Source organism: Streptomyces sp. NBC_00271, from assembly GCF_036178845.1.
In the GTDB taxonomy this organism is placed as follows: Bacteria; Actinomycetota; Actinomycetes; order Streptomycetales; family Streptomycetaceae; genus Streptomyces.
In genome coordinates, this window is sequence record NZ_CP108070.1 from 7636910 (window position 1) to 7661051 (window position 24142).

The 24142-nt window shown below is 70.4% G+C and carries 19 protein-coding genes; 10 read left to right on the forward strand and 9 right to left on the reverse strand.

The genetic code is table 11. The features are described from left to right. Positions 1-11: 11 nt before the first annotated feature. From OG798_RS34860 to OG798_RS34885, 6 genes are all read right to left on the reverse strand, one after another. The gene (locus OG798_RS34860) at positions 12-3830 is read right to left on the reverse strand and encodes a multifunctional oxoglutarate decarboxylase/oxoglutarate dehydrogenase thiamine pyrophosphate-binding subunit/dihydrolipoyllysine-residue succinyltransferase subunit (RefSeq protein WP_095852643.1); all 3819 of its coding nucleotides are present in this window, start codon (positions 3828-3830) and stop codon (positions 12-14) included. Positions 3831-4112: 282 nt separating this feature from the next. Next, a complete protein-coding gene (locus tag OG798_RS34865) occupies positions 4113-5255 on the reverse strand; it encodes a HAMP domain-containing sensor histidine kinase (protein ID WP_257016583.1) in 1143 nt (380 codons plus the stop codon). A gap of 47 nt (positions 5256-5302) precedes the next feature. After that, positions 5303-6040, reverse strand: a complete 738-nt coding sequence (locus tag OG798_RS34870) for a response regulator transcription factor (RefSeq protein WP_054236710.1) — start codon at positions 6038-6040, stop codon at positions 5303-5305. Between the two features lie 113 nt (positions 6041-6153). Then, positions 6154-6831, reverse strand: a complete 678-nt coding sequence (locus OG798_RS34875) for a spermidine synthase (RefSeq protein WP_328758220.1) — start codon at positions 6829-6831, stop codon at positions 6154-6156. A gap of 55 nt (positions 6832-6886) precedes the next feature. Next, positions 6887-8644, reverse strand: a complete 1758-nt coding sequence (locus OG798_RS34880) for a glycoside hydrolase family 3 protein (protein ID WP_267062794.1) — start codon at positions 8642-8644, stop codon at positions 6887-6889. Positions 8645-8721: 77 nt separating this feature from the next. Further along, entirely contained in the window at positions 8722-9507 is a 786-nt protein-coding gene (locus tag OG798_RS34885; protein WP_267062795.1) for an MFS transporter, read from the reverse strand. 9 nt (positions 9508-9516) lie between these two features. Between OG798_RS34885 and OG798_RS34890 the strand changes: the two genes are divergently transcribed. The 3 genes from OG798_RS34890 (at position 9517) to lon (ending at position 13682) form a co-directional block, all read left to right on the forward strand. After that, positions 9517-9702, forward strand: a complete 186-nt coding sequence (locus OG798_RS34890; RefSeq protein WP_121415040.1) for a hypothetical protein — start codon at positions 9517-9519, stop codon at positions 9700-9702. Between the two features lie 144 nt (positions 9703-9846). Continuing rightward, positions 9847-10773 (forward strand): rhomboid-like protein, encoded by a 927-nt coding sequence (locus tag OG798_RS34895; protein WP_267062796.1) that lies wholly within the window; start codon positions 9847-9849, stop codon positions 10771-10773. Between the two features lie 491 nt (positions 10774-11264). Next, entirely contained in the window at positions 11265-13682 is a 2418-nt protein-coding gene (lon, locus tag OG798_RS34900) for an endopeptidase La (protein WP_095852638.1), read from the forward strand. A gap of 243 nt (positions 13683-13925) precedes the next feature. Here lon and OG798_RS34905 read toward each other — a convergent pair whose 3' ends face one another. Then, on the reverse strand, positions 13926-14753 hold the full coding sequence (locus OG798_RS34905) for a lysozyme (RefSeq protein ID WP_095852637.1): 828 nt from the start codon (positions 14751-14753) through the stop codon (positions 13926-13928). Between the two features lie 288 nt (positions 14754-15041). Here OG798_RS34905 and OG798_RS34910 point away from each other — a divergent pair, with 288 nt between their 5' ends. After that, entirely contained in the window at positions 15042-15560 is a 519-nt protein-coding gene (locus OG798_RS34910; RefSeq protein ID WP_443053904.1) for a MarR family winged helix-turn-helix transcriptional regulator, read from the forward strand. 12 nt (positions 15561-15572) lie between these two features. Next, the gene (locus OG798_RS34915) at positions 15573-16004 is read left to right on the forward strand and encodes a MarR family winged helix-turn-helix transcriptional regulator (protein ID WP_095852635.1); all 432 of its coding nucleotides are present in this window, start codon (positions 15573-15575) and stop codon (positions 16002-16004) included. Between the two features lie 36 nt (positions 16005-16040). Here the strand turns inward: OG798_RS34915 and OG798_RS34920 are convergent, their stop codons facing one another. Beyond that, positions 16041-16829 (reverse strand): protein phosphatase 2C domain-containing protein, encoded by a 789-nt coding sequence (locus tag OG798_RS34920; protein ID WP_121415038.1) that lies wholly within the window; start codon positions 16827-16829, stop codon positions 16041-16043. Between the two features lie 413 nt (positions 16830-17242). On the opposite strand from OG798_RS34920, the gene OG798_RS34925 reads away from it, so the two are divergent. From OG798_RS34925 to OG798_RS34945, 5 genes are read left to right on the forward strand one after another with little or no spacing between them, the layout of a single operon-like run. Then, complete coding sequence (locus OG798_RS34925; protein WP_328758222.1) at positions 17243-20053, forward strand: sensor histidine kinase; 2811 nt, start codon at positions 17243-17245, stop codon at positions 20051-20053. Beyond that, entirely contained in the window at positions 20050-20553 is a 504-nt protein-coding gene (locus OG798_RS34930; RefSeq protein ID WP_054236699.1) for a roadblock/LC7 domain-containing protein, read from the forward strand. Before OG798_RS34925 ends, OG798_RS34930 begins: the two co-directional genes overlap by 4 nt. Next, on the forward strand, positions 20550-20957 hold the full coding sequence (locus OG798_RS34935) for a DUF742 domain-containing protein (protein ID WP_095852633.1): 408 nt from the start codon (positions 20550-20552) through the stop codon (positions 20955-20957). Before OG798_RS34930 ends, OG798_RS34935 begins: the two co-directional genes overlap by 4 nt. Beyond that, positions 20938-21612: a GTP-binding protein gene (locus OG798_RS34940; RefSeq protein ID WP_079174117.1), complete on the forward strand. Its 675-nt coding sequence runs from the start codon at positions 20938-20940 to the stop codon at positions 21610-21612. The genes OG798_RS34935 and OG798_RS34940 overlap by 20 nt, the downstream gene beginning before the upstream one ends. A gap of 24 nt (positions 21613-21636) precedes the next feature. Beyond that, complete coding sequence (locus OG798_RS34945; protein WP_095852632.1) at positions 21637-22890, forward strand: styrene monooxygenase/indole monooxygenase family protein; 1254 nt, start codon at positions 21637-21639, stop codon at positions 22888-22890. Between the two features lie 69 nt (positions 22891-22959). On the opposite strand, the gene OG798_RS34950 is transcribed toward OG798_RS34945, so the two are convergent. After that, entirely contained in the window at positions 22960-24048 is a 1089-nt protein-coding gene (locus tag OG798_RS34950) for a C40 family peptidase (protein WP_328758224.1), read from the reverse strand. Positions 24049-24142: the final 94 nt, after the last annotated feature.

The following is a 24142-nucleotide window of genomic DNA, read 5'->3' on the forward strand; positions in this document are numbered from 1 at the left end:
CGGGTCGAGGGCTACGCCTCGAACACCTCACGCACCAGCTGCTCCTGCTCGGCCTGGTGCCGCTTCGCCGATCCCACGGCCGGAGAAGAGCCGGCCGGGCGGGAGATGCGGCGCAGCCGCTCGGCGCCCGGGATGTCGGCGCCGACGGCCAGGTCCAGGTGGTCGATCAGGTTGAGGGCGATGAAGGGCCACGCGCCCTGGTTCGCCGGCTCCTCCTGGGCCCACAGGTACTTCTCGGCGTTCGGGTACTTGGCGATCTCCGCCTGGAGCTCGGCACCCGCGAGCGGGTACAGGCGCTCGATGCGGATGATCGCCGTGTCCGTGACGCCGCGCTTCTGCCGCTCGGCCTCGAGGTCGTAGTACAGCTTGCCGGCGCAGAAGACGACCTTGCGGACCGCCGAGGCGTCGACCGAGTCGTCGCCGATGACGGGGCGGAAGGCGCCCGTGGTGAACTCCTCCGTCTTCGACGCGGCGGCCTTGAGACGCAGCATCGACTTCGGGGTGAACACGACCAGCGGCTTGTGGTGCGGGTTGTGCACCTGCCACCGCAGGAGGTGGAAGTAGTTCGACGGGAGCGTCGGCTGGGCGACCGTCATGTTGTTCTGCGCGCACAGCTGGAGGAAGCGCTCGATGCGGGCCGAGGAGTGGTCCGGGCCCTGGCCCTCGTAGCCGTGGGGGAGGAGGAGGGTGACGCCGGACGTCTGGCCCCACTTCTGCTCCGCGGCCGAGATGTACTCGTCGACGACCGTCTGCGCGCCGTTGACGAAGTCACCGAACTGCGCCTCCCACATCACGAGGGCGTCCGGGCGGGCCAGCGAGTAGCCGTACTCGAAGCCCATGACCGCGTACTCGGAGAGCAGGGAGTCGTAGACGTTGTAGCGGGCCTGGTCGTCGGAGAGGTACTGGAGCGGGGTGAAGTCCTCGCCCGTGACCCGGTCGATCAGGACAGCGTGGCGCTGGCCGAAGGTGCCACGGCGGGAGTCCTGGCCCGACAGCCGGACCGGGGTGCCCTCCAGGAGGAGGGAGCCGATGGCGAGGGTCTCGCCCATGCCCCAGTCGATCGTGCCGTCCTCGATCATCGCCGCCCGGCGCTGCAGCTGCGGCAGCAGACGCGGGTGGACGGTGACGTTGTCGGGGATGTTGACCTGGGACTCGGCGATCCGCTTGACGACCTCCTGGGAGACCGCGGTCTGCACGGCCACCGGGAACTGCGCCTGCGGGTCCGAGATCTGCACCTCGGCCCCCTGCGAGACGGCCTCGCGGACCTCGGTGAAGACCTTCTCCAGCTGGCCCTGGAAGTCCTGCAGCGCCTGCTCGGCCTCTTCGAGGGTGATGTCGCCGCGGCCGATCAGGGACTCGGTGTAGAGCTTGCGCACCGAGCGCTTCTTGTCGATCAGGTCGTACATCAGCGGCTGCGTGAACGCCGGGTTGTCCGACTCGTTGTGCCCGCGACGGCGGTAGCAGATGAGGTCGATCACGACGTCCTTGTTGAACGCCTGGCGGAACTCGAAGGCCAGGCGAGCGACGCGGACGACGGCCTCGGGGTCGTCGCCGTTCACGTGGAAGATCGGCGCCTCGATCATGCGGGCCACGTCGGTGGCGTACATGGAGGAGCGCGAGGACTCCGGGGCGGCGGTGAAGCCGACCTGGTTGTTGATGACGATGTGGACCGTGCCGCCGGTGCGGTAGCCACGCAGCTGCGACATGTTCAGCGTCTCGGCGACCACACCCTGGCCGGCGAAGGCCGCGTCACCGTGCAGGGCGACCGGCAGGACGGTGAAGTCCGTGCCGCCCTTGTTGATGATGTCCTGCTTGGCGCGGGCGATGCCCTCGATGACCGGGTCGACCGTCTCCAGGTGGGAGGGGTTCGCGGCCAGCGAGACCTTGATCTGCTCGCCGTCGAGGCCAGTGAAGGTGCCCTGGGCGCCCAGGTGGTACTTCACGTCGCCGGAGCCGTGCATCGACTTCGGGTCGAGGTTGCCCTCGAACTCGCGGAAGATCTGCGCGTACGACTTGCCGACGATGTTGGCGAGGACGTTCAGGCGGCCGCGGTGGGCCATGCCGATGACGACCTCGTCCAGGCGGGACTCCGCGGCGCTGTCGATGACGGCGTCGAGGAGCGGGATGACGGACTCGCCGCCCTCCAGGGAGAAGCGCTTCTGGCCGACGTACTTCGTCTGCAGGAAGGTCTCGAAGGCCTCCGCCGCGTTCAGGCGGCGCAGGATGCGCAGCTGCTCCTCGCGCTCCGGCTTGGAGTGCGGGCGCTCGACGCGGTCCTGGATCCACTTGCGCTGCTTCGGGTCCTGGATGTGCATGAACTCGATGCCGGTGGTGCGGCAGTACGAGTCGCGCAGCACGCCGAGGATGTCGCGCAGCTTCATCATCGACTTGCCGGAGAAGCCGCCGACCGCGAACTCGCGCTCCAGGTCCCACAGGGTGAGGCCGTGCTCGGTGATGTCGAGGTCGGGGTGCTTGCGCTGGCGGTACTCCAGCGGGTCGGTGTCGGCCATGACGTGGCCGCGGACCCGGTAGGAGTGGATCAGCTCGAAGACGCGGGCGGCCTTCGTGACGTCGTCGTCGTGGCTGGCGTCGATGTCCTTGAGCCAGCGGACCGGCTCGTAGGGGATGCGCAGGGCCTCGAAGATCTCGTCGAAGAAGCCGTTCTCGCCGAGGAGGAGGTTCGCGACGACCCTGAGGAACTCGCCGGAGGCGGCGCCCTGGATCACCCGGTGGTCGTAGGTCGACGTGAGCGTCATGACCTTCGAGATGCCGAGCTTGTTCAGGGTGTCCTGGGAGGTGCCCTGGAACTCCGCCGGGTAGTCCATGGAGCCGACGCCCATGATGACCGACTGGCCGGGCATCAGACGCGGCACGGAGTGGACGGTGCCGAGGCCGCCGGGGTTGGTCAGGGAGACCGTGACACCGGTGAAGTCGTCCATCGTCAGCTTGCCGTCGCGGGCGCGGCGGACGATGTCCTCGTAGGCCTGCCAGAACTCGAAGAAGTTCAGCGTCTCGGCCTTCTTGATGCCGGCGACGACGAGCTGGCGGTCGCCGTTCGGCTTCACCAGGTCGATGGCGAGGCCGAAGTTGACGTGCGCGGGCTTGACGAGGGTGGGCTTCCCGTCCTTCTCCGCGTAGTGCCAGTTCATCGACGGCATGGCCTTGATGGCCTGCACCATCGCGTAGCCGATGAGGTGGGTGAAGGAGATCTTCCCGCCCCGGGCGCGCTTCAGGTGGTTGTTGATGACGATGCGGTTGTCGAAGAGCAGCTTCACCGGGACCGCGCGCACGGACGTGGCCGTGGGCAGCTCCAGGGAGGCGTTCATGTTCTTCGCGACGGCACCGGCGGGACCACGCAGCGTCACGTACTCGGGACCCTCGGGGCCCTCGGTCGCGGGCTCGGCCTTCGGCTTCGCGGCGGCCGGAGCGGCCTTCACGGGGGCCGGGGCGGCGGCAGCGGGCTTCGGCGCCGCCGGAGCGGCTGCGGGAGCGGCGGCCTGGACGGGCGCAGGAGCGGCCTGAGCCGGTGCCGCGGGCGCGGCCGGGGCTGCCGGAGCGGCAGGCGCGGCCTGAGGCGTCGCTGACGGGGTGGTGGTCCCTGCGGCCCCCGCGGCCGCAGTACCCGCCGAAGCCGAGGCGGCAGGAGCCCCCGGCTTGTAGTCGGCGAAGAAGTCCCACCAGGCTCGGTCTACCGAATTCGGGTCCTGGAGGTACTGCTGATAGATCTCGTCGACGAGCCATTCGTTCGCACCGAACGCGGCCGCGGGGTTCTTCCCGGCGGCTTGGTCATCGGTCGAGATGCTCGAGTTACTGGGGGACTGTGGCGACACGGCGGCAACCGCCCTCTTCCGCTTCACAAGGTGATGGACAGCGGGAATCAAGGCTACGCCCCCATGGCCGAGAAGGTCAGGCCGGGCCGGTCCAACGTCGTGTAAGTCACATCGGAAAGCGTGTTTCGGGGAAGGAAATGGCGGGAAACAAGCGGGGTTTCGGTCCGGAATGGGTACGCCGATCCAGGGTCGCGGTACGACTCACACGGCCCTGTGCCTGATCACACGTGTCCACGAGCACGGGACGACGATGGATCTTGTGGCTCCGGTTCGAACTTTACGTCAACTTGGCAGAGAAGGAAGCCCTGGAAGGATGACCTGAATCCGGCAACCCCGCTGGGATTCGGCCACGCCGATCCGGCCGCCGTGCAGATCGACCGCCCAACGGGCGATGGCGAGCCCGAGGCCCGTACCGCCGTCGCTGCCCGGGCCGTGCGGCGAGGGCACCCCGCCGCGGTTGAAGCGCTCGAAGACCCGGTGCCACTCCGACTGCGGAATGCCGGGGCCCTCGTCCAGGACCTCCAGGGCAAGTGACTCCGGGTAGTCGCCGCGCCGCGCCTTGACCGTCACCCGGCCGTGCGGCGGGCTGTGCTTGACCGCGTTGTCGATGAGGTTCGCCACGACCTGGTGGATCCGCTCCGGGTCCGCGTGCGCGGTCAGCTCCGGCGGGGACACGTCGAGGTGCAGATGGACGTCGGTGCGGGTGTGACTGCCGGAGCCCGAGGCGATGCCCGCGCGCGCGGAGGCGACCATGTTGGCCTCCTTGAGCACGCCGGACAGGTACGGCCACACCTCGAAACGGCGCCTGCGCAGGGGTACGACCCCGTTGTCCAGCCTGGAGAGGTCCAACAGCGTCTCGACCAGCCGGCCCAGCCGCTCCGTCTGCTTCAGGGCCGTACGCATCGTCTCGGGGTCGGCGGCGGAGACACCGTCCACGACGTTCTCCAGGACCGCGCGCAGGCCCGCGATGGGGGTGCGCAGCTCGTGCGAGACATTCGCCACGAGTTCCTTGCGCTGGCGGTCCTGGGCCTCCAGCTCGTCGGCCATCAGGTTGATCGTCTGGGCCAGGTCGCCCAGCTCGTCCCGCCGGTCGTCCCGCACCCGGCGGGTGTAGTCGCCGTGCGAGATGGAGCGGGCGACCGTGTTCATCTCGTCCAGCGGCGCGGTGAGCGAATGGGCCACGAACTGCGTTATCAGCAGTGTGGCGATCATCGAGAAGACCGTGATGAAGCGGAGCTCCGTCTTGGTGTGCACCGCGATCATCGACAGACCCGTGGTGATGAGCACGGAGATGACGACGAGAGCGCCCAGCTTGGTCTTGATCGAGAACGGGCGTACGGAGCCCCAGAACCCCTCGTCGCGGCCCGGCTCACCGGGACCGCTCACGACGCCCGTGGTTCTGCCCGATTCACCGAGCCCGCTCATGACATCAGCCCCCTACATGAGGTTCCTGGTCCCTGCGGAGACCCGGCTCAGGGAGTCGGGGTCTCCAAGGCGTAGCCCACGCCGTGGACGGTACGGATCCGCTCGGCACCGATCTTCCGGCGCAGCGCCTTGATGTGGCTGTCCACGGTCCGAGTGCCCGAGGCGTCCGCCCAGTCCCAGACCTCGGCCAGCAACTGCTCGCGGGAGAGTACCGCGCGCGGAGTGTTGGCGAGGCATACCAGGAGGTCGAATTCGGTGGGCGTGAGGTGCACGTCCTCCGAGCGCACCCGTACCCGGCGCTGCGCGTGGTCGATCTCCAGCTCGCCGAGGCGCAGGATCCCGCTGCGCGGCGTCGAGGCGGCCACCACGGCCCGCTCGACCCGGCGCAGCAGGACGTGCACGCGCGCGGCCAGCTCGCGCATCGAGAACGGCTTGGTCATGTAGTCGTCGGCGCCGACGCCGAGCCCGACCAGCATGTCGGTCTCGTCGTCGCGCGCGGTGAGCATCAGCACCGGCACCGGGCGCTGGGCCTGCACGCGCCGGCAGACCTCCAGGCCGTCGAAGCCGGGCAGCATGATGTCGAGGATCAGCAGGTCGGGCTGCCAGGCCTCTGCTGTGTCGACGGCGGCCGGTCCGTCGCCCGCGGTTTGCACGAGGAATCCCTCGGCCCGCAGGCGGGCCGCGATGGCGTCGACGATCGTCGGGTCGTCCTCGACCACCAGCACCCGGCGCTGAGCGCCTGGCGTGGCCGCCGTGCCGTTGTGCGAGGTGTGTGTTTGCTCCATCGCCCGCCCCTGAAGTGTGCTTTCCGGAATCCGTGGGGTGATCCCATGACTGCGCTTGACGCTTGAATGATCTGCGCCAGGGAAGCAGGGTACGGGCAGTCACCTTCGCTCGGCTATCCAGGCCCGACCGCGAGATGGACGACGTCCGGAACGCCCCGGGCAACGGGGATCTCTTCGGTACGCACCTGGTGGAATCCGGCATTCCGCAGCGATCCTTCAAATTCCGGAGAGGGCTGCGCCGACCACACGGCGAGCACCCCGCCCGGCTTCAACACCCTTGCGCAGCTTGCCAGTCCGGCCGGTCCGTACAGCCCGGTGTTGTCCTCGGTGACGGTCCAGTCGGGCCCGTTGTCGATGTCGAGGCACAGCGCGTCGTACGTGTCGGAAGTCTCATTGACGTGAGCGAGCAGATCGGATCTCACGATTTCGGTCCGGGGGTCGGCGAGCGCCGCCGCGGAGAGTTCCGCCAGCGGTCCGTCACGGTGCCAGTCGATGATGGCCCCTTCGCGTTCGACGACGGTGATGTGCCCCCAGCGCGGGTCGGCGGCGGCGTGTGCCAGAGAGAACCCGACACCGAGCCCCCCGATCAGCACCTCGGGCTCCGTCCGCTCGTCCAGGGCGTCCAGCGCGGCGTCGACGAGCAGCCGTTCCGAGCGGCCGTCGGAGGTGTCCATCAGGAAGCACCCGTTGGCGATGATCTGCAGCAGCGCGCCGTGGCGCCGCAACACGACCTCGCCGTAGGGGCCTTCCCGGCGATCGATGACTACAGGGATGTCGTACGAGGCAGTCATGGCTCCCATCCTGGCACTTTCACCAGGATGGGCAGCCGAATTAATCCTCAGGGGGTCAGAGGTTCAGTCCGTGCCCGTAGGGGAACACGGGGTCTTCGGTGTCGTCGGGGACGTCCGGCCGTGACGCCTCGACCGCCGCCATGGAGCGCGGCAGTTCGAACGGCAGTCGTCCCTGGGCCCGCGCCCGTCCGAAGGCGACGTCCAGGAGTGCCGTGTCGCTCGCGCCGTAGTCGGCGACCAGCGCGGCCGCCTTCGCGGCGATCTCGGGGAGGACGGCGGGCCGTTCGAGGTTGACGCACACCAGCGTGGGCACCGCGTCCAGCAGCCGCAGGATCTCCTTGAGCTCGTCCTCCGGGAAGGCCAGCGACCCCGAGTGGAAGAAGGACTCGAAGAGCCCGGGGCGCTCCTCGTGGGGCGTGCGCAGGCGCAGTACCGCGAGGTCCGCGTCGACGGGATCGGGGACGACATTGCCGTACGCGGCGGCCACTTGCTCGGAGATTCCCCGCACGTACAGGTTCGGGCGGCCCTCGAGGGGCAGCAGTCCGTGGTTGGTCAGGACGGTCAGCGAGCGGCGCTGGGCGGCCTCGCCGAGCGCGGTGAACTCGCCCGCCCCGACGGTCTCCTCCGCCCGGTCGGGGTCCACGTAGCGGTTCTCGAAGAGGCCGAGCGTGAATTTCTCGCGCAGGAGTCGACGTACGGATTCGTCGACGCGTTCCTCCGTGACGCGGCCCGAACGGACCAGTTCCACGATCACCTCGGGGCACTGCTCGCCGCCGAACTGGTCGCTGCCCGCGTCCAGCGCCTTCGCCGCGCGTTCGGCGACGGTCAGGTGCTCGGCGCCCCAGGCTCGCGCGGGGAACAGCTCGCCGAGCACGGGCGCGTCGGTGAGCAGGCCCCAGTCGGTGCAGACGATGCCGTCGAAGCCGAGGCGTTCGCGCAGGAGGCCGGTGAGGACATCGCGGTTGAAGCCGAAGCCGACCTCCTCCCAGTCGGTGCCGATCGGCTGCCCGTAGTACGGCATCACCTGGGAACAGCCCGCCTCCACGGCCGCCTTGAAGGGCTGGAGGTGGTACTCACGCATGCCGCCCGGATAGATCTGCTCCTTACCATGCGCGAAGTGCGGGTCCTCGCCGTCCTTCTGCGGTCCTCCGCCGGGGAAGTGCTTGACCATGGCGGCGACGGATTCCGGTCCGAGCCTCGCCCCCTGGAGACCGCGTACGTACGCCCGTACCAGCTCGCTCGTCAGCCCCGCGCTGGATCCGAACGTGCCGCTCTGGCGCGACCAGCGTGGCTCGGTGGCCAGGTCGATCTGCGGGTGCAGCGCGACCCGGAAGCCCACCGCCAGGTACTCGCGGCGGACCGTGTCCCCGAAGCGCTCCACCAGCGCCGGGTCGCCGATCGCGGCCAGGCCCAGGGGTTCGGGCCAGGCCGAGAAGGCGCCGGAGTTGAAGGAGGCGCCCGGGTTGTCGGTGAACGCGTGGCGCGGGTCGGTGGAGAGGGTGACCGGGATGCCCAGACGGGTGCTCGCGGCCAGCTCCTGGACCCGGTTGACCCACTGGGCCGTCTCGCGCACGCCGTACTGGCCGATGAGGTTGAAGTGGGTCAGCGCCCTGCCCTCGATCAGCTCGGGGGTGGGGGCGTGCACGAAGGGCCCGTCGGTGGCGAAGGTGCCGTCCGCGTTCATGGAGAGCATGGAGTGGAACAGCTGACCCGCCTTCTCCTCCAGCGTCATGCGGGAGAGCAGGTCCTCGACGCGCTCGTCGACGGGGCGGTGCGGATCGCGGTACGTGGCGGTGGTCTTCCCTGAGGGCATCCCGGTTTCCTTGTTTCCTTCTTGCTCGAGGCGGCTGTTTGACGGGCTTCTTAAAGAAGGGGGCTGTTTGAAGGGGGTCACTTGACGGAGCGGACGAACCGGACGGCGAGTGCGCCCAGTACGGCGGCGATCGCGCCGAAGAGGAACAGCGCCCCGTAGTTGCCGCCCCCGCCGATCGCGAGGAGCGCGGGGGCGGCGATCGGGACGAGGGACTGGGGCAGGGCGTTGCCGATGTTGAGGACGCCCACGTCCTTGGCGGACTCGTCGGGGTTGGGCAGCACCGCGGCGGCGAGCGCCAGGTCGACGGAGAGGTAGAGGCCCTCACCGAGGCCGAAGACGATCACGGCGACGACGTACATCCCGAAGGACTGCGCGGCGGCGAGCAGCGCCAGGCTGAGGGCCATGACGAGCGAGGAGCCGAGGACGTACGGCCTGCGGCGGCCCGAACGGTCGGAGAGCTGGCCGCCGAGCAGCGAGCCGGTCACGGTCGCGACGACCATGGCGAGAGTGCCGACGAGGACCTTGCCGGAGACGGCGTCGTCGCTGTAGCCGAGGCGGTCCATCAGGAAGTAGACCTGGTAGCTGGTGACGCAGGAGGCGCCGGTGAAGACCAGGAAGCGGCCGGCGAAGTTCCAGGCGAAGTCGGGGTGCTTGCGCGGGTCGACCCAGAAGCTGCGCAGGAACTCGCGGAGGCCGTACGGCTCGAAGGCGCCGGCGCGGGCCGGGCGGTCCTTCATCACCGCGACCAGATAGCCGACCGCGGCGAGCCCGATGACGCCGGGGACGAGGAACGCCAGCGCCATCGAGCCGCTGAAGACATTGGCCAGGACCGAGCCCGCGATCATCGAGAACGACGTCGTCATGCCGACGATGTGGACGGCATCCAGCTGCAGTGGGCCCTCGACCCCACGGGCGTCGACATGGCCGCCCGGATGCGGGCCTACCTCGACCGGCTGCTGCGCTCGATCACCGTCTCGGGCACGGGGCTGCCGTCGGACGCGCATACGGCACTGACTCGTGCGCGCGTACGGACCGACTCGGACGCACGCACGGACTGACTCGGACGCGTGTGCGGACACGGCGACCGCGGACGCCGAATGCGCTTATCAGGTTGCTATGAATCGCCTCCCACGTGGCGTCGGTCATAGACAGCGGCGGCGCGAGCCCCCAAGGGTGGAGCGGGACGGAAGGAGCCCCTCACCTTGGACCGGAGCACGACCGCGACGGAGACGGCAGTGGCGACGACCACGGCCCCGACGGCCTCCTCGGCCGATGCCGCGCTCAAGGACCCACAGACGGGCACGCTTTTCCTGGACGGGGTGCCGCGACAACGGGGCGCCATGACCGTGCCGCCCGTCCCCCGCCCGGCGACGACATCTCCTGCACTTGCTCCTCCCGCTCCGGTCGCTCCACCCGTCTCCCGCGCCCTCGCCCGGCTCCGGTCGCTCCGTCCCTGGCGGCTGCTGCCCACCCCCACCGGAACGCCGTTCACTTTCGGCTACGCGGCCGTGCTCACCGTCACCGCGATGGTCACCGACTACGCGGACCCCTCCCTCGTCCACGCCCTGCATCAGGGGTCCAGCACCGACGTCGCGCACCTCATACACGAACCGGTGCTGGTACTGCTGGCCAGCGCGCTGTGGATGGCGGGCGGGATCACCTCGCCGTACGCCCTCGGGTTCGTGCTGGTGCTGACCGCGCTGGAGCGGCGGATAGGCGGCCTGCGGGCCGCCGGAGTCTTCCTGCTCGGGCACGTCCTGGCCACCCTGGCCACCGAGGTGCCTATCGGTCTTTCCGTGCTGGTGGGAGACCTCCCCGACAGCTCCCTGCACCGCCTCGACTACGGCATCAGCTTCGGCGTCGCCACGAGCGTCGGCGCGCTCGCCGGGTTGCTGCGGCCCTGGCTGCGCTGGCCGCTGCTGGTCGTCTTCGGCTCGATGGTCGTCGGGGACCTGCTCGAATTCGCCGACCCGATGACGGACTGGGGGCATGTGATGTCCCTGGCGATCGGGGTGTCGACCTGGCCGCTGGTCCGGGGCTGGCGCCGCGCCCGTGCGCAGGCGGCCTCCAGCCCCGTTGCCCCCGCCGCCGTACACACCGCTCAGACGCCCGGCACCGTCGCGGCCTAGCATCCCGGGCGAGCGCCACCACGGCCGCTGCCCCGCCGCCCACGACCACCCGGCGCCGAGTCGACCCTCGCCCCTGTTGCTGCCTCTCGCCCACGTCGTGCCCCGTTTCCCCGTGCGTGGTTCCACAGCGTGTGGATGAGCCTGCGGTGTGAAGGAGCCGGCTGTGCATGCGACTGCGGTGGTGTGACGGCGCTCTTGCGCTCTCCCGGCCGCGGCTCTTGCGACCGCGTCGACCGCGTCGACCGCGTCGACCGGGCGCGGTCGTACGGGAAGGGACGGCGGGCCGACGGCGTTGACCGCACCACAGGCGTTCGCGGCGGAGGTACGGCGGAGCGGCGCCGACCAAGAGGGAAGCGTGGCGGATACCCCGCTGACCTGCACGGACGTCTCCGTGGAGAGCGATCGCTCACAGCGAACAGTCCCCGGGGAACAATCCGGGGCTCACGTGCATTGAGTCGGCATAGCTCAACTTGACTGCCTAGGGAGAGATAATGGCTTCGACGTCCACACCGCTCACCCTGCCCGTGTTGCCGCTCGATGATGAGGTCGTGCTGCCCGGGATGGTGGTTCCGCTGGACCTGAACGACGCCGATGTACGCGCCGCGGTGGAGGCCGCCCAGGCCGCCGCGCGGTCGGAGCCCGGCAAGCCGAAGGTGCTGCTGGTGCCACGCATCGACGGGGCGTACCCGAGCACGGGCGTGCTCGGCACCGTCGAGCAGGTCGGCCGACTGGCCGACGGCGACCCGGGCGCGCTGATCCGCGGCCGTGGGCGCGTGAAGATCGGCGCCGGGACGACCGGTCCTGGTGCCGCCCTGTGGGTCGAGGGCACCCAGGTCGATGAGACCGTGCCCGATCCGCTGCCCGGCCACGTCGCCGAACTGGTCAAGGAGTACAAGGCCCTCGCCACCAGCTGGCTGCGCAAGCGCGGCGCCTGGCAGGTCGTGGACCGCGTACAGGCCATCGACGATGTGTCCACCCTTGCCGACAATTCCGGTTACTCCCCGTTCCTGAGCACCGAGCAGAAGGTCACGCTGCTGGAGACCGCCGACCCGGTCGCCCGGCTGAAGCTCGCCACCGAGCAGCTGCGTGAGCACCTCGCCGAGCAGGATGTCGCCGAGTCCATCGCGAAGGACGTCCAGGAAGGCGTCGACAAGCAGCAGCGCGAGTTCCTGCTGCGGCGCCAGCTCGAAGCCGTCCGCAAGGAGCTGCGCGAGCTGAACGGCGACGCCAAGGAGGGCGAGGAGTCCGACGACTACCGGACCCGCGTCGAGGCCGCCGATCTCCCCGAGAACGTCCGCGAGGCCGCGCTCAAGGAAGTCGACAAGCTGGAGCGGTCCAGCGACCAGTCGCCCGAGGGCGGCTGGATCCGGACCTGGCTCGACACCGTCCTGGAACTCCCGTGGAACGAGCGCACCGAGGACGAGTACGACATCCAGGGCGCCAAGGGCATCCTGGACGCCGAGCACGCCGGTCTGCAGGACGTGAAGGAGCGCATCACCGAGTACCTGGCCGTGCGCAAGCGGCGTTCCGAGCGTGGTCTCGGCGTCGTCGGCGGGCGGCGCGGCGGTGCCGTGCTCGCGCTCGTCGGTCCGCCCGGTGTCGGCAAGACCTCGCTCGGCGAGTCCGTCGCGCACGCCATGGGCCGCAAGTTCGTCCGGGTCGCGCTCGGCGGCGTACGGGACGAGGCCGAGATCCGCGGCCACCGGCGTACGTACGTCGGCGCGCTGCCCGGCCGTATCGTCCGCGCCATCAAGGAGGCCGGGTCCATGAACCCGGTGGTCCTGCTGGACGAGATCGACAAGGTCGGCTCCGACTTCCGCGGCGACCCCGCCGCGGCGCTGCTCGAAGTCCTCGACCCCGCCCAGAACCACACCTTCCGGGACCACTACCTGGAGGTCGAGCTCGACCTCAGCGACGTGGTGTTCCTGGCGACGGCCAACGTGCTCGAGGCCATCCCGGAGGCGCTGCTCGACCGTATGGAGCTGGTCAGGCTCGACGGGTACACCGAGGACGAGAAGGTCGTCATCGCCCGTGACCACCTGCTGCCGCGTCAGCTGGAGCGGGCCGGTCTGGAGAAGGAGGAGGTCGCGCTCGACGAGAGCGCGCTGCGCAAGCTCGCCGGGGAGTACACCCGGGAAGCGGGCGTACGCAACCTGGAGCGGGCCGTCGCACGCCTGCTCCGCAAGGTCGCGGCGCAGCACGAACTCGGAGAGCGGGAGCTGCCCTTCACGGTGACCGACGCCGATCTGCGCGGGCTCATCGGACGGCCGCACCACGTGCCCGAGTCCGCCCAGGACCCGGCCGAGCGCCGCACCGCGGTGCCCGGCGTCGCCACCGGTCTGGCCGTGACGGGCGCGGGCGGTGACGTTCTCTTCGTGGAGGCGTCGCTGGCCGACCCGGAGACGGGCGCGGCCGGTCTGACCCTGACCGGTCAGCTGGGTGACGTGATGAAGGAGTCGGCGCAGATCGCGCTCTCCTTCCTCCGCTCGCACGGCGCCGAGCTGGAACTGCCGGTCGGCGACCTGAAGGACCGTGGCGTGCACATCCACTTCCCGGCGGGCGCGGTCCCCAAGGACGGTCCGAGCGCGGGCGTCACCATGACGACGGCGCTGGCCTCGCTCCTGTCCGGCCGACTGGTCCGCACGGACGTGGCGATGACGGGTGAGGTCTCACTGACCGGCCGTGTCCTGCCCATCGGCGGGGTGAAGCAGAAGCTGCTCGCCGCGCACCGGGCGGGTGTCACCACGGTCATCATCCCGAAGCGCAACGAGGCCGACCTGGACGACGTCCCGGCCGAGGTGCTGGAGAAGCTGGACGTCCACGCCGTCACGGACGTCCGCCAGGTCCTGGAACTGGCGCTGTCGCCGGCGATGAACGGCGCGACGCCGGAGGTTCCGGTAGCGGCGTGACGGACGCTGCCGGAAGGGAAGGCCCGGGTCCCGTGAGGGAGGCCCGGGCCTTCGCCGTGCCGTCAGCCGTTTGTGTCGGCTGTCGGCCGACATCGGTCGACTGAAATCTGAAATCTGAAATCTGAAATCTGTCAGCTGAAATCTGTCAGCCGTCAGGTGTCAGCCGCCGTCTGTCAGCCGTCAGCCGTCAGCCGCCATCTGTCATCTGTCATCTGTCATCTGTCATCTGTCAGCCGTCATCGGTCAGCCGTTGGCCAGTGCCCGCACCCGGTCCAGCCCGCCGTTGAACTTGTCGTGGTCGCCGACCGTCGGACCGGACGACGTGTACTGCCAAATGGTGTAATACGACCACCCGGAAGGCAGCGTCCCCGGATCCGACGCATACCGCGCGATCCACAGCGGGTTGGCGGAGGCGAAGCCGCCGTAGTTGCCGGTGCAGTCGCTCCACCAGCTGGTGGCCGTGTAGATCACGGCGTCCCGGCCGGTGCGCGCCTTGTACTGGGCGAGGAAGCTGCTGATCCAGCTGACCATCGCGCTCTGCGTCTTGCCGTAGCAGGCGGCCCCGTACGGGTTCCACTCGATGTCGAGCGTGCCCGGCAGCGTCCTGCCGTCGCCGGACCAGCCGCCGCCGTGGTCCACGAAGTAGTTGGCCTGGGTGGCGCCGCTCGTCGTGTCGGGCGTCGCGAAGTGGTACGCGCCGCGGATCATGCCGACGTTGTACGAGCCGTTGTACTGCTGGGCGAAGTAGGGGTTCGTGTAGTACGTCCCCTCGGTGGCCTTGGTGTAGGCCCACTTGACCCCGCTGCTCCACAGGGTCGACCAGGCGACGTTGCCCTGGTGGCCGCTGACGTCCACGCCTTCCGTCTGGGTGGCGTCACCGGTGTTGGGTGTGCCGGCCTGGCCGTCGTGCGCGAGGACGCCCATGCCCATGCGGGCGGAGCCCCGGGCGGGTGTGTCGGCGGCGGAGGAGGGCGGGGCGGTGAGGGCGGAGAGGAGGGAGAAGGCGGCGAGCAGGGTTCCCAGCGCGAGCAGGCGCAGGCGGTGGGGCGTTCCGGATCTGTGCACGGGCATGACGTGCCTCCGAAGGGCTCGATGGAGCCAGGTGGGGGGAATGGTGCGGACATGCGTGCCGTGAGTGGTGCGGGGTGCGCGCCGTGAGTGGGGGTCAGGTCCTCGTCGACCTGGCGGCGTGGGCATGCCATTGGGTGCCTGTTCACGAAGCTACGCACGGGGAGAACGCGCTGGGAAGAGGGGCCGTGGGCTGCCGTTGGTCTACGCCTGAGAAATACTGACGGAGCTGTGGCTATGGCCACCTTTGGCGGAAACTTTCAGAGTCGGGAAACCGGGTGAGGGGCAGACGTGCGCGAGGACAGGAACGGAGGCCGACGTCCGGCCGGCCTCGACGGGTCGGGCCGGGGTGTGGACCGGCCCGCCGCGCACGGCGGCCCGGACCCGGAGTTCCTCTCCCTGGAGCGCGAGTTGACTGTGTTCCTGCGCCGTGCCCGCGCCAACCAGGGAGAGATGGCCCGCGAGGTCCATCCGGACCTGGAGTCCGCCGCGTACGGACTCCTCGTACGCCTCGACGAGTGCGGTCGCCAGCGGGCGACGGAGCTCGCCGCCTACATCGGCGTGGGCAAGGCCACCATGTCCCGCCAGCTGCGCGCCCTGGAGGAGCTCGGCCTCGTCGCCCGTGAGCCCGACCCCGCCGACGGCCGTGCCTGGCTCGTCCACCTCACCGAAGGGGGCCGCGGCCGGGTCGGCGAGGTGCGCGAGGCCCGGCGCGCCCGGTACGTGAGTGAGCTCGCCCACTGGGATCCTCGCGAGGTCGCGGAGCTGGCGCGGCTGCTGCACCAGCTGAACCTCGGCATGGAGAAGTAGGAGGAGGCGGGCGTGGACCAGGAATTCCCCGCGCTGGAGCGGGAGCTGACCCTGCTGCTGCGGCGCGCCCGGGCCAGTTCCGGCGAGATGGCCCGCGAGGTCCACCCCGACCTGGAGTCCTCCGCGTACGGGCTCCTCTTCCGCCTCGACGAGTGCGGCCGCCAGCGCGCCACCGAGCTGGCCGCGTACATCGGCGTGGGCAAGGCCACGATGTCCCGTCAGCTCCATGCCCTGGAGGAGCTCGGTCTGGTCGCCCGTGAGCCCGACCCCGTCGACGGGCGTGCCTGGCTCGTCCGTCTCACGGACGAGGGCCGGCACCGGTTCCGTACGGTGCGGGAGGCGCGCCGGGCACGGTACGTCCGTGAACTCGCGGGCTGGGACCCGCACGAGGTCGCCGAACTGGCCCGGCTGCTCCACCAGCTGAACCGGGTCATGGAGAAGTAAGACTCCGATCCGCCCCACTCACCACTCCGCCAAGACTCACCACTCCACGAAGACCACCGTCGCGTCGTCGTGCGTCTTGCTCCGCCTCAGCCGTACCCGCGCCTCGGCGTCGGCCCGTTCCAGCGTCCGTACGCGGTCCACGAGGGACTGGGCGCCCTCCTTGCGGACGACGGTGAACAGACCGCCCCAGTCGCCCTCCCCGAACTTCTCCACCCAGCGGGTCGCGCCGTCCGTCAGGGCGGCCAGGGCACGGACCTCGGCCCGGGACACGATCCCCGTCACCGCCCGGGCCGCGACCGACGGATCGGCGGCGGCCGTGAAGAAGCCCCCCTCCTTGTTGCGGACGGTCGCGTCGGCGATCGCGTCCGAGGCGAGAGAGGCGCGGGGGACACGGGCGAGGCGGTCGTCCAGGACCGGTGTCACCTCGCCCGCGGGGGACTCCAGCAAAAGGGCCGAGTCCGAGAGGACCAGGTACTCGACGAGGTCGCCTGACCAGCGGGCGAGGACCACGGTTGCCTGGGGCGTGCGCGGGTGAGAAAGGTCACAGGTGTCGGAGTGGGCCTCGGAAGTGCGCCGGATGGACCGGGAAAGGATCTCCGCCAAGGTCAGATCCCGGCGGGAAACGGACAGTTCGGTCAGGGCTCCGCCGAGGTGTGCGGAGAACCAGTGGACGGAATGCAGACAGCCGTCGTCGCCCGGCGGGGGAGTCACGCCGTCGAGGACGACCAGTGATCCTCCTTGCCCTGACGCCGGAAGGCCGACCGATGCGAAGTCCTCATTGGGGCGGGTCGGGTCACCCGGCTCGGATACGAGTTCGGTGCGCATCCAGCCAGTCTGCACGAGCCCTTCACAAGGGGCACGAAAGGCTGGCAACGGTCGCAGGACCGGTGCGGACCAGCAGCTCAGCCGCCGGGTTTGGCATGGAATGATCGACTCCGGCAAGGCGTGGCGGCGAATACTGCCAAAGCGCGCCGCAGACGTCCAACCGGCCCGCCGCGCAAGGGGTCCGCACGCGCCAGAGGAACTTGCCCGCCAACTCCCGTCCGGGGTTCACTCCTTCGGGTGGCGGGCCGGACGATGCGGGACCACTGCCCACCGGCACTGGGAGGGTCGGGAGCCGATGGGACACCCCCTGCTCGAGCGAAGTCGAGAGCTTGGGGAGGGCGGACGCCCAGTTGACGGAACGTCACCCGGGCCCTTGGGTACACGAGTCAGGAATGCGAGCACCGGTGCAGAAGATGCGGTCTCGGCGCACAGGCAAGCAGGCGACTTCCGGAGCCGGGCAGTCGGCCTCCGAAGGGGGCGCGGAGCGCACTCCGGGTGCCGCGGGGCAGACCCCTGCGGGCAAGGGCCGCTCCGCTCACGTGCGCAATCGGCTGATCGTCGCCGTGGCGGTCGTCGCGGCCGCCATCGCCGGCGCCGGAGCCCCCACGGTCCTCGCGGCCTCCGAGCAGCTGAACGACTCCCAGAACCTGGTGACGCTCGCCGGGCGGACCCAGCAGGCGCTGACGCTCGCCCACGCGCTGGCCGACGAGCGCGACGAGGTCACCTCGTACATCGCCGCGGGCCGGCCGAAGTCCAAGGCGCCCTCCGAGCAGCGCAGCGCCCGGGTCGACCGGCAGGTCGACGAGGTGCGGGCGGACGAGGACGCGCCCGCCGTCCTCCTGAAGGACCTGGACGGCATCGGCACCGCCCGCAGAGCGGCGCTCACCGGCAAGAGCACCGCTCTCGAAGCGCACGAGGCGTACTCCGACGTCATCACCGAACTCCACGCCCTCGCCGAGGACCTGGCCGAGCAGCTGCCGCCCCGCGCGGGCGCCGGCGCGCACGCCCTCGCCGAGCTGGACTCCGCGGTCCAGCAGTCCGCCGCCGCCCGCGGACTGCTCCTCGCGGCCCTCAACATCCCGCGCACCACCCAGACGGTCATCAACCCCATCACCGGCCTGGCGTCCACCACCAGCGGCTCGTCCCCCGCCGACACCAAGCAGCGCGACGCGCTCAGCGCCGCCGCCCAACAGGCCCGGCTCCGCTCGGACGCGGCCCTCGCGGACTTCCGCGAGACGGCCCCCAAGGACGCCAAGGCCTCGTACGACTCCACGGTCACCGGACCCGACGTCACGACCGCGGACAAGTACCTCACCGAGCTCACCGACCAGCCGACGCTCTCCGACTCCGAGCTCGACTCCAGCACGAACAAGGTGGACGCGGCGCTCTCCGCCCGCGTCGAGCTGATGCGCGGCGCCGAGGCCTCGTTCTACGACCACCGCACCAAGGACCTGGAGCGGCTGCGGGACGACGACGTCACCGCGCTGGAGATCCGGATCGCCCTCATCGGCACCCTGCTGCTGGTCGCGGTCGGCGTCTCGATGGCCATGGCCCGTACGCTCACCCGCCCGCTGTCCGTACTGCGCCGGGGCTCGGCCCGCCTCGCCGCGGACCCGGGAGCGCAGGAGCCGGTCAAGTTCACCGGCCGCAACGACGAGTTCGCCCAGGTGGTCCGCTCCGTCAACGCGCTGCACGCGCACGCCGCCGCGCTCCACGAACGGCTGGCCACCCTCGAGGCGGACCGCAAGCACCTCATCGGGCAGCGCCAGCTGATGGCCGACGAGCGCGACAGGCTGCGCGCGGAACTCGCCGACGCTGCGGCCCATCTGGAGCAGGTGCGCGGCACCATCCACGGCACCTTCGTCAACCTCGCGCTGCGCACCCTCGGCCTGGTCGAGCGGCAGCTCGGGGTCATCGAGGGACTGGAGGAGCGCGAGCAGGACCCGGAACGCCTGGGCACGCTCTTCAAGCTGGACCACTTCGCGACCGTCATGCGGCGCCACAGCGAGAACCTGCTCGTCCTCGCCGGCCACGAGCACGTCCAGCACCACGCGGGCCCCGTCCCGCTGGTCGACGTCGTACGGGCCGCGGTCAGCGAGATCGAGCGGTACGAGCGCGTCCGTATCGCCGTGCTGCCGCCGCACGCGCACCTCGCCGGGTTCGCCGCGGACGACCTCTCGCACCTGGTGGCCGAACTCCTGGAGAACGCCTCCTCGTTCTCGCCACCCGACCTGCCCGTCGAGGTCTCCGGCTGGCTGCTGGAGAACGGCGAGGTGATGCTCTCCGTGCAGGACGAGGGCATCGGCATGGCCGCCGACCGGATGGCCCAGCTCAACGCCCGCCTCTCCGAGTTCGACCCGGAGGACGCCTACGACCAGGAGAGCGGCGAGGGACTCGGGCTCGGCCTGTACGTGGTGGCCCGGCTCGCCCACCGGCACGGCGTCCGCGTACAGCTGCGGGAGCAGAAGCAGGGCGGCACCGCGGCCGTGGTCGTCCTCCCCAAGACGCTGTTCGCGACCGCCCCCGCCGCCACGGTCCCCTCGGCCTCCCCGGTCGCCGGAGCCGCCCCCTCGGTCGTCCTCCCGGGCGCCGACGCGGAGGCCAACTCGAACGTGCTGCGCGGCCGTTCGGCCCTCACGGCACGGGGCCAGGCGGGCCCGGCCGTTCCCACCGCTCCCGTCGGTGACGAGGACCCGCTGATCGCCGCCGCGGAGGAGGCCGTACGAGCGGACGCCGCCGCGGAGGAGGTGGCCTACGCTCCCGAGCCGACGCCCTCCGAGACCACCATGGAGCTGCTGGCACCGCTGGTCCCGCCGGACGAGCCGGTGGCCCCGGCCCACGAGCCCGCGGTGTCCGCCGCCACTCCCGACCCCTACGCCATAGGCCCCGACTCCCACGAACGGGTGTCGGACGAGGAGACGGAGCGGGTCACCGACAAGGGACTGCCCAAGCGGACGCCGAAGATCTCGGCGCCCGCACCGGTTCCCCGGCCGCGCGTCGGTGGTGTGGACGCCGAGGCGCTGCGGCGCAGGCTCGGCGGCTTCCACCGGGGCGCGACGGAGGGCCGCCGCGACGTGGAGGCCGAGATCGCCGAACAGACGGCCCAGACGCCCACCCCGCACCACACCGCACGGAACACCGCGCAGGACCAAGCGCGGGACGCGGTGCGACAGCAGGACGCAGTAGACGCATCGGGGGGCACAGTCGAGGAGGCAAGCAGTTGACCGCGCCCAGTACCTTCGGCCTGAGCAGTGAAGCCCGCAATCTGCACTGGCTGCTGACGAACCTCGTCGAGGAGGTGCCGGGCCTCCAGTCGGTCGCGGTCGTCTCCTCCGACGGTCTGCTGCTGCTGTCCTCCGACCCCGGGAGGAACGCGGAGGCCCGCACCGGGGCGGAGGCGCGCCCCACCGGCCCCAAGGGATCCTCCGCGGACCTCGCCACCATCGTCTCCGGCATCGGCAGCCTCACCATCGGCGCCGCCAAGCTGATGGACGCGGGCGGGGTGAAACAGACGATGGTCGCGATGGACGAGGGCAGCCTCTTCGTCATGTCGATCAGCGACGGCTCGCTGCTCGGGGTGCACGGCGCCCCGGACTGCGACATGAGCGTGGTGGCGTACCACATGGCGCTGTTCGTCGGCCGCGCCGGGCACGTCCTGACGCCCGAACTCCGCAGCGAGCTACGCCAGTCACTCGAAGCCAAGCCGACGGGGAGTGCCCAGTGAGTCCTTCCTCCGCGCCCAAGCTCCCCATACGTGGCGGGGACCGCAAACCGGCCCGCGTGCGCCCGTACTCGCTCACCGGCGGCCGTACCCGTTTCGGGCACGTGCTGCTGGTCGAGACGTTCGTGGCGGCGATCGAGGCCCCCGAGGAGCGCAAGGAGCTGACCAACGGCTCCCTCGCGACCCGGGTGATGCCCGAGATGCAGGCCATCGTCGAACTCTGCCGCCGGATGCGTACGGTGGCCGAGATCGCCGCCCTCCTCAGGATGCCGCTGGGCGTGGTCCGCGTCCTCCTGAGCGACCTGGCGGACCAGGGAAAGATCCGTGTGTACGGAACAGGTCACGGCCCGGGACAGCCGGACCGCGCTCTGCTGGAAAGGGTGCTGAATGGACTCCGTCGTCTCTGAGGGTGCGCCGAGAACGGCCTCCCCCGCCTCGGCTCCGATGCCTCTGGCCCCGGTGCCGCTGCCCGAGTCCGACGAGAACCTCCAGGCCTGGCAGACCGACCGCACCCGCGCCCCGATCGCGACGAAGATCGTGGTGGCGGGCGGCTTCGGCGTGGGCAAGACCACGCTGGTGACCGCGGTCTCCGAGATCACGCCCCTCCAGACGGAGGCGCTGATGACCCAGGCCAGCGAGGAGACCGACGACCTCACCGGCACCCCGGACAAGGTGACCACGACCGTGGCCATGGACTTCGGCCGCATCACACTCGACGACGACCTGGTCCTGTACCTCTTCGGGACGCCGGGCCAGCAGCGGTTCTGGTTCATGTGGGACGACCTGGTGCGCGGCGCGATCGGCGCCGTGGTCCTCGCCGACACCCGCCGCCTCAAGGACTGCTTCCCGGCGCTCGACTACTTCGAGAGCTGCGGACTGCCGTACGTCGTCGCGGTCAACCACTTCGACGGCAGCGAGCGGTTCGACGCCGACGACGTGCGCGATGCCCTCACAGTGCCTCCACACATACCTGTCATGATCATGGACGCCAGGCGCCGGATCTCGGTCGTCGAGACCCTGCTCGCGCTGGTGGGGCACGCGCTCGACGCGAGCCCCGAATAAGACGTACACGGAGTTAGGACGCGCATGCGGAAGATACTCGTCGTCGGAGCCGGTCAGTCCGGACTCCAGCTTGCCCTCGGCCTCCAGTCGCACGGGTACGAGGTCACCCTGATGTCGAACCGGACGGCGGACGAGATCCGCACCGGCCGCGTCATGTCGACGCAGTGCATGTTCCACACGGCACTCCAGCACGAGCGCGATCTCCAGCTGAACTTCTGGGAGTCCCAGGCCCCGAAGATCGAAGGACTCGGCGTCTCGGTCGCCGCCCCCGGCTCGCACGACCCCGGTCCGACCCAGCGGGCCATCGACTGGGTGGGCCGGCTCGACGGCTACGCGCAGTCGGTCGACCAGCGGGTGAAGATGGCCGGCTGGATGGAGACGTTCGCGCAGCGCGGCGGCCAACTGGTCATCCACGGCGCGGCGGTCTCCGACCTGGACTACTTCGCCCGTACGTACGACCTGGTCCTGGTGTCGGCGGGCAAGGGTGAGCTGGTCTCCATGTTCGGCCGGGACGCCGTCCGTTCCCCGTACACGCAGCCGCAGCGCGCCCTCGCCGTCGCCTACGTCCACGGTCTGGGCCCGCGCCCCGAGCACCCCGACTACGACGCGGTCCGCTGCAACCTGGTCCCCGGCGTCGGCGAGCTCTTCGTCATGCCGACCCTCACCACCACCGGCCGTGCGGACATCCTCTTCTGGGAGGGCATACCCGGCGGCCCGGTCGACGCCTTCAACGGCATCAAGGACCCCGCCGAACACCTCTCCCTGACCCTGGAACTCATGGAGAAGTTCGTGCCGTGGGAGTACGCCCGGGCCACCAAGGTCGAACTCACCGACGCCAACGGAACACTGTCCGGACGCTACGCCCCCACCGTCCGCAACCCGATCGGCCGCCTCCCCGGCGGCGGTCTGGTCCTGGGCGTCGCCGACGTGGTCGTCGCCAACGACCCGATCACCGGCCAGGGCTCCAACTCCGCCTCCAAGTGCGCGGCGGCGTACCTCGGCGCGATCCTCGAGCACGAGGACAAGGAGTTCGACGAGGCGTGGATGCGGTCCGCGTTCGACCGGTACTGGGACACGGCCCAGCACGTGACGAAGTGGACGAACGCCATGCTGGGCGTCCCGCCGGAGCACGTCCTCAATCTGATCGGGGCCGGGGGTCAGATTCCGGCGGTGGCGCATCGTTTCGCCAATGGGTTCAACGACCCGGCGGACTTCGAGAACTTCTTCTATGAACCGGAGAAGGTGGAGGCGTACCTGGCTTCCGTGACGGGGGCCTGAGCCTTTCCTTCCGGGCGCGGGGAGTCCGTGGCTGGTCGCGCGGTTCCCCGCGCCCCTCAGGGGGCGCCCCTATCGGGACGCGAGCTTCGGTGGTGTGTAGTGCCGCAGGGTCTTTCCGTCCGGGTCCGGGCGGACGGCTCCGAGCAACGGGTTGGCGGCGATGGGGGAGACCTTGACGTCGGTTCCCGGTCTCGGGGCCTGCACGACCAGGCCGTCGCCCAGATACAGGGCGACATGGGTGGCCTCGGGGAAGTAGATCACCAGATCCCCGGGGCGAAGCTCGCTCAGCGGAATGTGGGGCAACCGGGCCCATTGCTCCTGGCTGGTCCGGGGGATGGTCCGCCCGGCGTGCTGCCAGGCCTGCGAAGTGAGCCCCGAGCAGTCGTACGCCCCGGGACCCTCGGCCCCCCACACGTACGGCTTCCCGATCTGCTCCACGGCGTAGCGCGCCGCCTTCTCGCCCTCCCGCGTGGGCGGCCGCGCACTGCTGAGCGCCCCTGACGCCACGAACTTCTGCTGCGCCTCGGTGACTCCCGACTTCTCCAGCCGGGCGAGCTCGGCGATCTGACCGGCGCTGAGCGAGGCGAGCAGCACCTCGACGTCCTTGAGCCGCGCCCGCACCTCGTCGCGCTCCTTCTTCTGCCGTTCGGCGAGGACGAGTTGATCGTCGAGCGCCTTGCGCGCCTTCCGTGCGAGAGCGTCGGTCCTGCGCTCCGTCCCCTGCAGCCGGTCGACGGTCTCGACCCGCTCCTGCGCCAGCTGCCCGATCACGTGTCCCTCGTCCAGGGCGTGCTGCGGATCGCGGGCGAGCAGCAGCCGTACGTACGACGAGATCTCGCCGCTGTTCTGGTACTGCTGCCGGGCGAGCCGCCCCGCCGCCGCGCGGCTGTCGTGCAGGGAGAGGCGGGACTTGGCGAGGTTCCCGTCGATCCGGGCGACCTCGGCCTTCTGTTTCTTCAGCTTCTCCGCCGTGGCGTTGTACGTCTCGGTGGCGCGCTCGGCGTCCTGGTAAAGCTGCTGAAGATCCGTCAGCAACCGGGTCACGGACCGCTTTTCGGCCCCGGGATCCGGCGCGGCAACCACCGCCGGCGTGGAGGCCAGCAGCGCCCCCGACGCCATGGCGGCCGTACAAGCCAGACGCACAAGCCTTCCTGACACGTCATCACCTCCGGTGTCGAGGTGGTACCTCCACCTCGCACCGGCAGGATCAGGGAGGCGCATCCCGAGTGCGCGCCCACTGACCGGTTCGGCC